The sequence below is a fragment of the Caballeronia sp. LjRoot29 genome (genome assembly GCF_964252755.1).
GTDB lineage: Bacteria > Pseudomonadota > Gammaproteobacteria > Burkholderiales > Burkholderiaceae > Caballeronia.
The window spans coordinates 249794-262126 of record NZ_CAXUPU020000001.1 but is presented as its reverse complement, the minus strand read 5'-3'; the positions used below and the strand labels follow the sequence as shown (position 1 = coordinate 262126).

Here is a 12333-nt window from a genome sequence, read left to right as displayed (position 1 = left end):
CTCAGCGAGTGGCTTCGAGTACGGCTTCCACTGCGCGACCGATGGAGAGCAGCGCGTCGTCGCCGAACGGCGCCCCGGCCAGCATGAGGCCGACCGGCGCTTCGCCCCGCGGATGGCACGGCAGCGACAACGCGCAACTATCGAGGAAATTGAAAACGGAAGGGTTGCGCAGGATCAGCGCATTGATCCGGCCGAACGCTTCGTCGTCGTGTTCGAGGTCAGCCACGCGCGGCGGCACGATGGGCACGGTCGGACACACGATGGCGTCGAACCGTTGCCACAGCGCGCGCGCCTGCTCGATCATCGTGGCGCGCGCCTGCAACAAGTCGATGTAATCAGCCGCGCTCGCAGGCTGGCCTTTCAGGATCCGCACGCGCACGCGCGGATCGTATTGATCAGCGTGTGCCTGCAATAACGGCCGATGCCACGCATAGGCCTCGATTGACGCGAAGCTGAATCGATTGACCCCGGCGAGTCGTTCGAGCGGCGCAAAGCGCACGTCTTCCACCAGCGCACCCGCAGCCGACAGATGCCCGATTGCCGCGGAGTAGGCACTCGCAACCGTCTCGTCGACACCCTCCATGACGAAGTTCGTCAGCACGCCGAGACGTACGCCGTCCAGCGGCCGGGTCGCGGGCACGCCGGAGTCGCGGCCCGCCAGGATACGGTCGACAAGCGCGCAGCACGCCACCGACAGCCCGATCGGCCCGAACGAGTCCAGCGTGGTGGAAAGCGGCACGCCGCCTTGCGTAGGCACGCGGGCAGCGGTCGGCTTGAAGCCGGTGAGTCCGCAGAGCGCGGCCGGGATGCGGATGGAGCCGCCGGTGTCGGTGCCGAGCGCGATGGCGGCCATGCCATCGGCCACCGACGCCGCCGCGCCTGATGACGATCCTCCGGCAATCCGCTCATCGCCCGCCACATTGCTCCGATACGGCGAGCGCGGCGTTCCGTAGTGCGGGTTCAGTCCGAGCCCGGAGAACGCGAACTCGCTCATGTTGGTGCGCCCGACGATCACGCCGCCCGCGCGCCGCAACCTGGCAACGGCGAGTGCGTCAGCCTTGGCCGGCAGCGCGTCGGCCAGTACCCGAGAACCGGCGCGTGTTACCTGGCCTTCGATATCGAAGAGATCCTTGATCGACACTGGAATGCCCGCCAGCGGCGAGAGGACGGTGCCCGCGCGGCGCAACGCGTCGTGGGCATCGGCGGCGGCGCGGGCGCGCTCTGCATCGACGTGCAGGAAGGAAACCGCTCCCTGCCCCGAAGGATCTGCAATGCGTTCGAGCGCCTGTTCGACCAACTCGCGGCTGGTGGTTTTACCGTCGCGAAGCGCGGCGGCGAGTTGGGCAAGAGGCACGAATTGAGGCGAAGTGATGGGCATGATGTCGAGAGAAAACGGTGGCTTGGCGGGCTGCAAAATGGGCAAAGTCGGACGTCCTGCACTAAGCGCAAATGCGGCGCGGTGAGCGATCCGTTCTCATTGTGACGTTGTGGCCTTGCCGTGCCGACGAGCGCAATGGAGCACCTGATGCAACCTGCCCAAAGGTGGCTGTCATTCTAAGCCAGCAAAGTAATAAATACTCGAAGCGACGCGCGTAGCGCTTGATAAACCGGGCTTCTCGGCCATCCGGCTGATAGCGCCGCCATTGGTTCCTCCCTAAGCTTGGCGGGTCCCCTGCAGGCAGTCTTTTGCGGCGGAAAACAACAGTTGCAAGTAAACCCAAGCGTTTGGGTTTACTTGCCTGAAGCTAACCGATAGAGTGACTACATGCCAACGATTTTCCGCATCGGCGCTGCCCGCGTCGTGATTTATCTGAACGACCATCAGCCTGCTCACGTGCATGTGCTTGATGGCAAGCAGCACGCCATCTTCAACCTGCAATGTCCGGGCGGACCGCCGGCCTTGCAAAAGAATCACGGTTTCTCACGTGTCGATGCAAATACCTTCGCTCGCCGGATGCAAAACGTAGTCGGCTCGCTGTGCACTGAATGGAAAACACTTCATGACTGCTTTTGTTGATATCACCGAACACCAGATGCGCGAAGCCGAAGAGCGGATGCGCAAGCACGTCGCCGAACATCCGGTCGCCGTGTTTGTCTCGTTCAACCCGGCGGACGGCAGGGTGGCTATCGAACTGTCGAATGGCGCGTTGTTCGCAATTCCTGCGCGGATTATTCAGGGTTTGGAAAATGCTTCGGACAGTGACCTGAACGAGATCGAAATCACGGCGTCTGGCACGGGGCTGTATTTCCCTATCGTCGACGCCGACATTCTCGTGGCGCCGCTACTTGCCGGTGTGCTGGGGTCCCGCTCGTTCATGGCCAGGCGGCTGGGCAAGCAAGGAGGGGCAAGCCGAAGTGAATCCAAAGCGGCTGCGGCGCGCGCGAACGGGGCGCGTGGCGGCCGGCCCCGCAAGATCACGGTGGAAAGCGAGGAACGTGAAGAAGTTGCTGCGCTTGCGAAGGAATAGCTGTTGGGGTAATAGCGCAACCTGTACTCAATGCAACGCAAGCCCGGCGGCGTTCTTGCCGGCGCGACCTCGAACGTGAAGCGCGATTACGCTGCGTCGTAATCGCATCAGGGAACGCGGTCCGCCTCGGCTGCCATATCGCGAGAAGCTTCGGACGGAGGTGCGGTGAGCGCTTTTCCCTTCGCACCACGCCTCCATTTTCTCGCGACCCACGCGCCGAAATCATCGAGGACCGTATAAGCCACGGGCACGACCACCAGCGTCAACAAAGACGAGGTGATCACGCCGCCAATCACGGTCTGGCCCAGCGGCCCCCGTTGCTCGCCGCCTTCGCCCAGGCCCAGCGCGAGCGGCAGCATGCCGAAGATCATCGCGAGCGTGGTCATCAGGATTGGCCGCAACCTCACGCGTGCCGCTTCCAGCAACGCGTCGGTGCGGGTCATCGGATGGCCTGTGCCCGCTGCATCGAGCAGGGTGCCGCGCCGTGCCTGATTCGCGAAGTCGACGAGCAGGATCGCGTTCTTCGTGACAAGGCCCATGAGCATGATGAAACCGATGATCGAGAACATGTTGAGGGTGCTGCCAAACAGCAGCAACGCAAGCAGCACGCCCACCAGCGTAAGCGGCAAGGACGTCATGATCGCGAGCGGTTGCAGGAAGCTGCCGAATTGCGACGCGAGGATCATGTAGATGAAGATCACGGCGAGCATCAGCGCCTGGACCGCGTAGATGAACGACTCGTTCATGCTTTTTGTGGAGCCGCCGAAACGGTATCGGTAGCCCGCGGGAAGGTGCATCTCGTCGAGGGTTTTCTGTACGTCGGCGGCGACTTCGCCCGGTGAACGTCCCAGGACGTTTGCCGAAATCTCGACTTCCCGCGACAGATCCCGCCGGCTGATCACGTCCGGCCCGGTCGTCTCGGTGATCGCGGCGACCTGCCGCAAAGGCACGAGTAGCGGCGCGCCATTGGCGTCGGTGCGACTGGTGGCAATCATCAGCTTTGACAGGTCATCGACGTTTCGGCGTTGTGCCGAGGGCAAGCGCACGCTCACGTCGTAATCCTGATCGTCCGGCGCGCGCCATGTGCTGATGGCGTCGCCGGACAGCAGCGGGCGCAGCGCCTGACCGACTTCGGCTACGCCCACGCCAAGGTCCGAAGCGAGTTCTCGACGGATGTCGATAGCAACAATGGGTTTGTCGTCCTTCAGGCTCGCGTCCAGGTCGACGAGCCCGGGAATCTTCCGCAAGCGCTGCTGTGCGTCGTCGGACAGACGCCGGAGTTCGTCCAGATTGTCGCCTTGCAGGCTGAACTGCACAGCCTTGCTTGATCCAGCGCCGTCAGGCATGCCGATCTCGGTCACCACGATTCCGGCAATGCTCTGAAGGCGGGTGCGGAACACCTGGTTCAATTCAAGCACGCCGCGGGTACGTTCGCGCCTTTCTTTCAGACGCACGGTGATCAGCGCGTTGTTCTTGCCTTGCGCATTGCCGGAGTTGATCGTGGCGTAGCTATAACGCACCTCGGGGTATGACGCGAGTGCTGCTTCGACTTGGCGGACTTTGTCGGCGGTCGCTTCCAGCGACGTTCCCACGGGCGTGTTCAAGCCAATCTGCGTGGTGGAAAAATCGGCATTGGGTACGAACTCGGTGCCGATCAGCGGCACGAGGAACAGACTGCCAATAAAGGTGGCTGCCGCGACAGAAAGGGTCGCGACGCGATGCCTGAGCGACCAGCCAAGCAGCCGCTGATAGAACTGCGCGAGCCGTTCCACGCCGCGCTCGAAGAAGGCGAGCAAGCGCGCGAGATGGCGTGTGCCGCGCACGTGCAGTGCGGGATCGGGCCAGATCGACGAGAGCATGGGGTCGAGCGTGAACGAGACAAACATGGAGATCAGCACGGCGGCCGCGACCGTCACACCGAACTGGTGAAAGAACCGGCCGATGATGCCGCTCATGAACCCGACCGGCAGGAACACCGCGACTATCGAAAACGTTGTTGCCAGCACGGCGAGGGCGATTTCCTTCGTGCCATCGAGTGCTGCCGTGCGGTGATCCGCGCCGAGTTGAACGTGCCGGACAATGTTCTCGCGCACCACGATTGCGTCGTCGATCAGCAAGCCGACGCACAGGGACAACGCCATCAGCGTGATGACATTGATCGTGAAACCGGCGGCGAACATGAGTGCAAACGTGCCGATCAACGCGATGGGCAGCGTGAGCCCGGTGATCACGGTGCTGCGCCACGAACCCAGGAACAGGAACACGATCGCGATGGTCAGCAGCGCGCCCTCGAGCAACGTGCCTTTGACTTCGTTCACACTGTTTTCGATATCGAGCGACGAGTCGTCTGTGATATCCAGTTTGACGCCCGGCGGCAGCGCCTTTTGCAGCGCTTCGACTTCGGCCCGGATGCCGTGCGCGACGTCGACCGTGTTCTCGCCCTGCGCCTTGACCACCGATAAAAACAACGCGCGATTCCCATTCAGCAGCGCCATGCTGTCGGGCTCTTCCTGCCCGTCGACCACTTGCGCCACCTGATCCAGCGTGACGGCGTGCCCTGCATTCGACACGCCGCGACGCGCGACAATAATGCGTTTGAAGTCATCGGGCGTCTGGAAACGGCCCTTCACCTGCACGGTCTGCTCAACGCCGGCCGACGTCAGCGGCCCCGCCGGAATCTCCTGATTCTCGTTCTGCACGGCGCGAATCACCTGGTCCACGCCAACGGACAGTGCTTGCAGCCGATCCGGGCTGACATCGATGCGAACCTGCCGCTTCACGCCGCCCACAATGCTCACCGAGCCCACGCCGCGCACGGTTTCCAGGCGCTTGCGCACGACCTGGTCGGCGGTAGTCGTGAGGTCGCGCGTGCTCAGCGCCGCGCCCGGCGCGTTGGAGACGGCAACCGTGACTATCGGCATGTCGGCCGGGTCATAGCGCAACACGCGCGGTTCCTTCACGCCGTCGCGCAGATCGGGCCGGATCAGCGCCACCTTGTCGCGGACATCCTGCGCGGCCTGCATGACGTTCACCGAGAGATCGAACTGGACGATCACCACCGACAACGCGTCATAGGAGTGCGATGAAATTTCGTCGATACCGCTAATCGTGTTGACGGCTTCCTCGATCTTGCGGGTCACGTCGGATTCAACCGATTCCGGCGATGCCCCCGGATACGCCGTCTGCACGACGACCACGGGAAACGTGATATCCGGAAACTGGTCGACCTTCAGGCGCTCGTACGAGAACAGTCCGATCACGAGAAACGCCGCCATCATCATGGCGGCGAACACGGGGTTGTTGATGCTGATGCGCGTGAACCACATGGCATGCGGCTCCGCTATTGAGCAGCGGGCATGGAAGCCGCTGGGTCCGGCGTTGCGGCCGTAGGTAGACCAGCGGCCAGCCCGACCATCCGCACGGTGCTGCCGATGCGCAATGCGCCGAGATTATTCTTCACGACCTGCTGGCCTTCCTTGAGCGGCGGATTGACGAGCTGAGTCCAGCTCGCGCCATCGGCGTCGCCGGTTGCCCCGGTGGCGACGGGTACTTCAACGAGTTTGCCGCCGGAGAGGGCGTAGACGCTGTGGCTCGCGCCGTCCGTGCGCACCGCCGATGCCGGCACCACCAGCGCGTTCGGGGTGCTGCCCACCGTCACGCTGCCCGTCCCAAACATGCCGACGCGCAGTGTGGCATCCGGATTGGGCACCCGGATATAGACCATGATCGAGCGCGAGCCTGGTTGCGCGGCGGGATTGATGCGCGTGACGCTGGCAACAACCGGTGCGTCGATGCCATCGAAACGAATCGACACCGGCTGGCCGATCCGGACACGGCCGATTTCCCCCACGGGCACGGGCGCTTCGAGTTCGAGTTGGGTCAGGTCGACGACATCGAACAATTTGCTGTCCACCGCTACACGTTCGCCGGGTTCAATGCTGCGCGATGCAATCTGACCGCTGAACGGCGCACGCACGATGGTGTCCGCCACCGACAAATTCGATGACGCCAGCGCCGCGCGCGCGGCCGCGAGATTGGCGGCGGCGATGGTGTACTGGCTCTGCGCGGTATCGAAAGCGTTCTTCGAGATGAAGCCTTTTTCGACCAGCACGCGATTGTTCTCGAGCGTTTGTTTCGCGATATCCAGCTGGCCGGCCATGGCGGCCATTTGCCCACGAGACTGCTCGGCCCGCGCGGTGTAGTCGCGGGCGTCGATGGAGGCGAGGATTTGTCCAGCCTTGACGGTGTCCCCCTCGCGCGCACGGACATCGAGCGCCGAGCCTGCCACTTTCGCCTTGACGGCAGCTTGCGTGACGGCCCGAAGTGAACCGGTGAGCGGCAGCGTTTCAGCGAGGGTGTGGCGCGTGAGCGCGGCAAGGTCGCCAGGCGTGAATTCGATGACGGACTCGTTCGCGGAAGCCGGTGATGCTGCTGAAGCACTGACTTTTGCGCGTTTTCTGAGCGTGTGCGTGACGCCGAGCGCCAGCACGATGACTACCACGATCGCCGCGAGAAAGAGGTTCCGTTTTTTCGATGAATGCATTGCGTTTAAGTGGAGCGTGAAGCACGCCGCACGATAGCGCATTTACGGCTGGCCGGCGTCAAAGTTGCTGAAGCAAGCGCGGGCGGCCGACCGCGACTACGGATCAAATCGTCCGTGAAAATCGCCGTGTAGTATTCCCAACGACGTTCCTGGCAAGATATCGATCGAAGATCATGGCCACGTTACGCACGAGCAGGCGGCCGGCGGGAAGCACCTCAATGCCATCGTGACTTACCTTGACGAGCCCATCGGCTTCCAGCGATTTCAAGCGCTCCAGCTCGTTTGCAAAGGCAACTTCGAATTGAATCCCGTAAGCCGCTTCCATTGCATCGAAGCGCAGTGAAAACTGACACATGATTTCAGTGATGATGTCACGCCGCAGACGGTCGTCGGCGCTTAGCTGGACGCCTCGCGCAATAGCAAGCTCACCGCGATCGATCGCTGCGGCGTAACCGGCCATGTCCTTGGCGTTCTGCGCGTAGACATCGCCTACTTTGCCGATCGAAGAAACCCCCAAACCAATCAAATCGCAATCCGCCTGCGTGCTGTACCCCTGAAAATTTCGATGCAGCGTGCCCGCTCGCTGCGCAATGGCGAGCTCATCGTGTGGCAATGCGAAATGATCCATCCCGATGTACACATAACCCGCTTCGGTCAGTTTCTCGATAACCCGTTCGAGAATCGCGAGACGCATAGCCGGCGAGGGTAACGTAGCTTCGTCCATCTGCTGCTGCATCTTGAAAAGAGTTGGCATATGCGCATAGCCGAACACGGAAAGCCGGTCGGGTGCGAGCGTGATAATGGTGTCGAGCGTGCGGCTAAAACTCTCCACGTTCTGATGCGGCAAGCCATAGATCAGATCGACGCTCACCGACTTGTACCCTTCGGCCCGCGCCGCCGACATGACCGTCTTCGTGATTTCGAGCGGCTGAACGCGATTGATCGCTTGCTGCACGCGCAGATCAAAATCCTGCACGCCGAAGCTCAGCCGGTTGAAACCCAGGTCGCGCAATACGCCGATGGTTTCCGCCGATGCCTCGCGCGGATCGACTTCGATCGAATACTCGGCCTTTGCGTCGGGCAGCAGGTGAAACGACTCGGCTGTCGCGGCCATGAGCTCGCCCATTTCGTCGTGCGATAGAAACGTCGGTGTGCCGCCGCCCCAATGCAATTGCGACACCGGGCGGTTGGTATCGAAACATTTCGCCTGCAACACAAGTTCCCGTTTCAGCCGATCAAGATAGGGACGCGCGTGCGCACGATTTTTTGTAGCGATCTTGTTGCAACCGCAGTAGAAGCAGACGGTGTCGCAAAACGGAATATGGAAGTAGAGCGAAAGATCCGACGATGCCGCGCCCGAGTCCGCCGCCGCTCGGTGGTAATGGGCGGGATCGAAGGTATCTGTGAATTGAACGGCAGTGGGATACGACGTATAACGCGGACCGGCCGTGTCGTATTTAGAGAGCAGATCGGGACGGAAGAGGGACATTGCGGACAGACTCGGACAGGGTGCTTCGAGTCTAGCGGACCCATACCCCTGTTTCTTGCGTGATAACGCCGCAGTCCCGCGGTGGCACAATGCCGGGTTGCGTAATGTATTGCATGCGGCGTCGCATGTGCCCGAACTGCCGAACCAATGCTCATCCAGGATCTGAACCCCGCCCACGCGTGCCGCGAAAGCTGCGGCGCTTGCTGCATTGCGCCGTCCATCTCGAGCGCGATTCCCGGCATGCCCGACGGCAAGCCGGCCGGCGTGCGCTGCGTCCAGCTTGGGGAGGATCTGCGCTGTGCGATTTTCGGCGATCCGCGCAGGCCGGCGTGCTGCTCGGGCCTGCAGCCATCGGAGTCCATGTGCGGCGACACGCGTGCTTACGCGCTGGCCTGGCTCACGCAACTCGAAGCAGATACACAACCTGATAAGCGACCCGATAAGCAACCTGAGCGCGCTTAGCCGGTCGAACGCTCAGTTTCAAATCCAAATCCAAGTTCAGATTCAAGTCACTGGAGAATTTCGCATGAATCAAGCCGTTGCGCCGAAGCGGCGCCGGTTCCTGCTCGTTGCCCTCGGCGGCGCGAGTGCGGTGGCGCTAGGAACCCAGGGATGCGCCGCCGCGATATTTCCGTTCATCCCCGATCACTACACGTTCAGCCAGGCGCAAGTCCAGGACGCGGTGCAGCGCAAGTTTCCGCTGCAGCGCACGGCCTCGCAGATCTTCGATGTCATGCTGAGCAATCCGCTAGTGGGTCTCTCGCCCGATCGCAACCGGGTGACCATTCGGCTGGACGCACGGCTTGCCACGCCGTTCATGCCGAATCCGGTGACCGGCGTGTTTACTCTTTCCAGTCAGCTTGCTTACGATGCCCCAAGTCATTCGGTCATCCTGATGTCGCCGAATGTCGACGATGTCCAGGTTTCCGGCGATGCTGCGCAATATACCCAGCAGATCAACGCGGTCGGCGCGGTCATGGCGACGCAGTTCCTGGACCGTTACCCAATCTACACATTCAAGCCAGAACAATTACAGTTTGCCGGTGTTAACTACGAACCCGGTACAATCACCGTCCTTACAAACGGCATACGTGTGCAGATCGTCGAGAAGTAGTATTTTCCCGACGCAATCCCAGGACGCGCGTGCCCGAACGATTGGCTGGCGACGGCCAGACTATGCCAAAAGGGCGGAGCGATGGACTGGATTCTGTTTTGCAAAGCGCTGATTCTGGGTGTGGTGGAGGGTTTGACTGAGTTTTTGCCGGTATCGAGTACGGGACACCTGATTGTTGCGGGCAGTCTGCTGAATTTCACGAACGCTCAGGCGAAAACCTTCGACGTCGTGATCCAGTTCGGCGCGATTCTCGCGATCGTCTGGGAATACCGGCGCAAGATCGGCTCGATCGTCGCCGGCTTGCCCACGCAGCCCAAGGCGCGCCGGTTCACGCTGAACGTGATCATCGCGACCATTCCGGCAGTTGTGCTCGGCCTGCTGTTCGAAAAGCACATCAAAGCCGTGTTGTTTGCGCCTGTGCCGGTGTCCGTGGCGCTGATCGTGGGCGGTGTCGTGATCCTGTGGGCGGAAGCGCGGCATCGCGAGCGCAATGTCGCGGCGCGGGTGACGTCGGTGGACGATCTCTCTTACGCCGATGCCTTCAAGGTCGGTCTCGCCCAATGCTTCGCGCTGATTCCCGGCACGTCGCGTTCGGGGTCAACGATTATCGGCGGGATGTTATTCGGGCTGGAACGTAAAGTTGCTACCGAGTTTTCCTTCTTCCTCGCCATTCCGATTATCTTCGGCGCCACGCTTTACGAGCTTGCGAAGGACTGGCGTACGCTGTCCGTCGATTCGGTGGGCTTGTTTATCGTCGGGCTGCTGGCTGCTTTTGTCAGCGCATTTATATGTATTCGATGGTTGCTGCGCTACGTCGCCACGCACGATTTCACGGCTTTCGCGTGGTACCGGATCGGCTTTGGGCTGCTGATCCTGATCGTGGGATATAGCGGCGGGTTGAGTTGGGCGGATTGATTTCGATGTTGTCTTGCCCTTGGGGCAAGGTCTAAAAGTCCGCAAGCGCATACCAAAACAGGCCGTTTCAACGTGAGTTGGAACGGCCTGTTTTTTCGTTGGTGTCGTTCAGCGGCGCTTGAACACGAGATCCCAAACGCCGTGCCCCAGCTTTAAGCCGCGCCGCTCGAACTTGGTCACAGGCCGATAGTTGGGACGTGGCGCGTAATCCGAGGCGGCTGTATTTTCCAGCGCCGCCTCCGCCGACAATACCTCGAGCATCTGTTCGGCATAGTTCTGCCAGTCAGTGGCTAGATGGATATACCCGCCCGGCTTCAGCCGCGACACCAACTGCGCCACGAACTTCGGCTGGATCAGCCGGCGTTTATGGTGACGTGCCTTGTGCCATGGATCGGGGAAATAGATGTGGACGCCATCGAGGCTGTCTGCCGCGATCATATGTTCGAGCACTTCCACGGCGTCGTGCTGGACAACGCGAATGTTGGTCAGCGCTTGTTCACCGATCAGTTTCAGCAACGCGCCCACGCCCGGTTCATGCACCTCGATGCCGAGGAAGTCGTCGCCGGGACGTGCCGACGCGATTTCCGCCGTCGTCCCGCCCATACCGAAGCCAATCTCCAGCACCCGCGGCGCATGGCGCCCAAACGCGGCGTCCCAGTCGAGCGGCTGCGGCGCGTAGGGCACGATAAAACGCGGACCGAATTCATCGAGTGCGCGACGCTGTCCCGTGGATACCCGCCCCGCACGCGTGACGAAGCTCCGAATCCGCCGATGACGAAGCGTGCTGGTCGCGTCCGCGCTGTCGGCGGCTTCGTCGCTTTCGTTGGTCTCGTCTGGGTTGGGAGTGGGATCGTGGATCATCGGAAAGGACGCGGGTTTTGAGGTTGAGCGGAGTTTGCGGCAAACCAACGCGAGGCAAACCTGGCGCTGCTGTAAATCAAAAAGCCGCCTTTTGGAAGGCGGCTTTTTGTGAACGAAAACTGGAGCGGGCGATGGGAATCGAACCCACGGCTCTAGCTTGGGAAGCTAGGGTATTACCATTATACGACGCCCGCAGAGACCGCGATTTTACGCGGAATACCGCGTCTACCGCAACTTAACCCGGATCGACAGCTGATTAAAGCGTCAACACCGATATCACACCCCGAACATGGTCATGGTCACGGCCAGCCGCGTCACGACCATCAGCAGTACCTGAACGATCACGAACAGCAGGATAGGCGACAAGTCGATACCCCCCATGCGCGGCAACACGCGCCGCAGCGGCTCGAGAAACGGCGCCGTGAGTTGGTACAGCAGCGGCATGGCCGGGGATTGCGGATTGAGCCATGACAGCAACGCCATCAGGATCGTCATCCAGATAATGAGGTTCAGCGCCCATTTGATGACGGTGATTACCGCGACCAGCAACAGCGTGGGCAGCATGGGCACGAGTCCGACGGGATCGACGCCCGCGAGCAGGACCAGCAGGATCACGAATACCACCGCCGCAAGGACCGCCGCGACAATACTCGCCCAGTCGATGGTCTTGGACGCCGGCAGGATCTTGCGCAACGGCAGGACGAGCCAGTTCGTGGCTTGCATCACGGCGTTGGACACCGGGTTGTACGGCGGCATGCGGACGACCTGCATCCAGGCGCGCAGCAACAGCGCAGCGCCGAACAACGTGAAGATTGTGTTGAGTAGAAAACGGGCGATCTCGCCGAACATCTCAAATCCTTTTCAAGGCAAAAGCGCGGCGTTCATGGCCGCGCGAGGTGATATGAGGGCCTGGCAAAGCCGCGACGGAAACCGCCCGGCCTTA

General features: G+C 61.5%; 11 protein-coding genes and 1 tRNA gene. 5 read left to right on the top strand and 7 right to left on the bottom strand.

Annotated elements, in window-relative coordinates:
* Position 1 precedes the first annotated feature (1 nt).
* Positions 2 to 1378, bottom strand: coding sequence for an amidase (locus tag ACSQ83_RS01105; RefSeq protein WP_436226969.1), 1377 nt, complete (start codon positions 1376 to 1378; stop codon positions 2 to 4).
* Between the two features lie 387 nt (positions 1379 to 1765).
* Here ACSQ83_RS01105 and ACSQ83_RS01100 point away from each other — a divergent pair, with 387 nt between their 5' ends.
* Both ACSQ83_RS01100 and ACSQ83_RS01095 read left to right on the top strand, forming a co-directional pair.
* Positions 1766 to 2017 (top strand): DUF4160 domain-containing protein, encoded by a 252-nt coding sequence (locus ACSQ83_RS01100; protein ID WP_436226968.1) that lies wholly within the window; start codon positions 1766 to 1768, stop codon positions 2015 to 2017.
* Positions 2001 to 2468, top strand: a complete 468-nt coding sequence (locus ACSQ83_RS01095; RefSeq protein WP_436226967.1) for a DUF2442 domain-containing protein — start codon at positions 2001 to 2003, stop codon at positions 2466 to 2468. Before ACSQ83_RS01100 ends, ACSQ83_RS01095 begins: the two co-directional genes overlap by 17 nt.
* Positions 2469 to 2575: 107 nt before the next feature.
* On the opposite strand, the gene ACSQ83_RS01090 is transcribed toward ACSQ83_RS01095, so the two are convergent.
* The 3 genes from ACSQ83_RS01090 to hemN all read right to left on the bottom strand — a co-directional run bounded on the left by ACSQ83_RS01090 (position 2576) and on the right by hemN (position 8500).
* Entirely contained in the window at positions 2576 to 5794 is a 3219-nt protein-coding gene (locus ACSQ83_RS01090) for an efflux RND transporter permease subunit (RefSeq protein WP_414947968.1), read from the bottom strand.
* Between the two features lie 14 nt (positions 5795 to 5808).
* Entirely contained in the window at positions 5809 to 7011 is a 1203-nt protein-coding gene (locus ACSQ83_RS01085) for an efflux RND transporter periplasmic adaptor subunit (protein WP_414947969.1), read from the bottom strand.
* A 103-nt stretch (positions 7012 to 7114) separates the two neighbouring features.
* Entirely contained in the window at positions 7115 to 8500 is a 1386-nt protein-coding gene (hemN, locus tag ACSQ83_RS01080; protein ID WP_436226966.1) for an oxygen-independent coproporphyrinogen III oxidase, read from the bottom strand.
* 147 nt (positions 8501 to 8647) lie between these two features.
* Here hemN and ACSQ83_RS01075 point away from each other — a divergent pair, with 147 nt between their 5' ends.
* From ACSQ83_RS01075 to ACSQ83_RS01065, 3 genes are all read left to right on the top strand, one after another.
* On the top strand, positions 8648 to 8962 hold the full coding sequence (locus ACSQ83_RS01075; RefSeq protein WP_436226965.1) for a YkgJ family cysteine cluster protein: 315 nt from the start codon (positions 8648 to 8650) through the stop codon (positions 8960 to 8962).
* A 64-nt stretch (positions 8963 to 9026) separates the two neighbouring features.
* A complete protein-coding gene (locus ACSQ83_RS01070; RefSeq protein WP_436226964.1) occupies positions 9027 to 9614 on the top strand; it encodes a DUF1439 domain-containing protein in 588 nt (195 codons plus the stop codon).
* 81 nt (positions 9615 to 9695) lie between these two features.
* Entirely contained in the window at positions 9696 to 10529 is an 834-nt protein-coding gene (locus tag ACSQ83_RS01065; RefSeq protein WP_414947973.1) for an undecaprenyl-diphosphate phosphatase, read from the top strand.
* A gap of 108 nt (positions 10530 to 10637) precedes the next feature.
* Here ACSQ83_RS01065 and trmB read toward each other — a convergent pair whose 3' ends face one another.
* The 3 genes from trmB to ACSQ83_RS01050 form a co-directional block, all read right to left on the bottom strand.
* Entirely contained in the window at positions 10638 to 11390 is a 753-nt protein-coding gene (gene trmB / locus ACSQ83_RS01060; protein ID WP_436226963.1) for a tRNA (guanosine(46)-N7)-methyltransferase TrmB, read from the bottom strand.
* A gap of 120 nt (positions 11391 to 11510) precedes the next feature.
* A tRNA-Gly gene (locus ACSQ83_RS01055) sits at positions 11511 to 11584 on the bottom strand.
* An 82-nt stretch (positions 11585 to 11666) separates the two neighbouring features.
* Positions 11667 to 12239, bottom strand: a complete 573-nt coding sequence (locus ACSQ83_RS01050) for a YggT family protein (RefSeq protein ID WP_436226962.1) — start codon at positions 12237 to 12239, stop codon at positions 11667 to 11669.
* Positions 12240 to 12333 lie beyond the last annotated feature (94 nt).

Excerpts from the sequence above, each read along its gene's own strand:
- ACSQ83_RS01105 (WP_436226969.1), bottom strand. The coding sequence starts at position 1,378 with ATGCCCATCACTTCGCCTCAATTCGTGCCTCTTGCCCAACTCGCCGCC.
- ACSQ83_RS01100 (WP_436226968.1), top strand. The coding sequence starts at position 1,766 with ATGCCAACGATTTTCCGCATCGGCGCTGCCCGCGTCGTGATTTATCTG.
- ACSQ83_RS01095 (WP_436226967.1), top strand. The coding sequence starts at position 2,001 with ATGACTGCTTTTGTTGATATCACCGAACACCAGATGCGCGAAGCCGAA.
- ACSQ83_RS01090 (WP_414947968.1), bottom strand. The coding sequence starts at position 5,794 with ATGTGGTTCACGCGCATCAGCATCAACAACCCCGTGTTCGCCGCCATG.
- ACSQ83_RS01085 (WP_414947969.1), bottom strand. The coding sequence starts at position 7,011 with ATGCATTCATCGAAAAAACGGAACCTCTTTCTCGCGGCGATCGTGGTA.
- hemN (WP_436226966.1), bottom strand. The coding sequence starts at position 8,500 with ATGTCCCTCTTCCGTCCCGATCTGCTCTCTAAATACGACACGGCCGGT.
- ACSQ83_RS01075 (WP_436226965.1), top strand. The coding sequence starts at position 8,648 with ATGCTCATCCAGGATCTGAACCCCGCCCACGCGTGCCGCGAAAGCTGC.
- ACSQ83_RS01070 (WP_436226964.1), top strand. The coding sequence starts at position 9,027 with ATGAATCAAGCCGTTGCGCCGAAGCGGCGCCGGTTCCTGCTCGTTGCC.
- ACSQ83_RS01065 (WP_414947973.1), top strand. The coding sequence starts at position 9,696 with ATGGACTGGATTCTGTTTTGCAAAGCGCTGATTCTGGGTGTGGTGGAG.
- trmB (WP_436226963.1), bottom strand. The coding sequence starts at position 11,390 with ATGATCCACGATCCCACTCCCAACCCAGACGAGACCAACGAAAGCGAC.
- ACSQ83_RS01050 (WP_436226962.1), bottom strand. The coding sequence starts at position 12,239 with ATGTTCGGCGAGATCGCCCGTTTTCTACTCAACACAATCTTCACGTTG.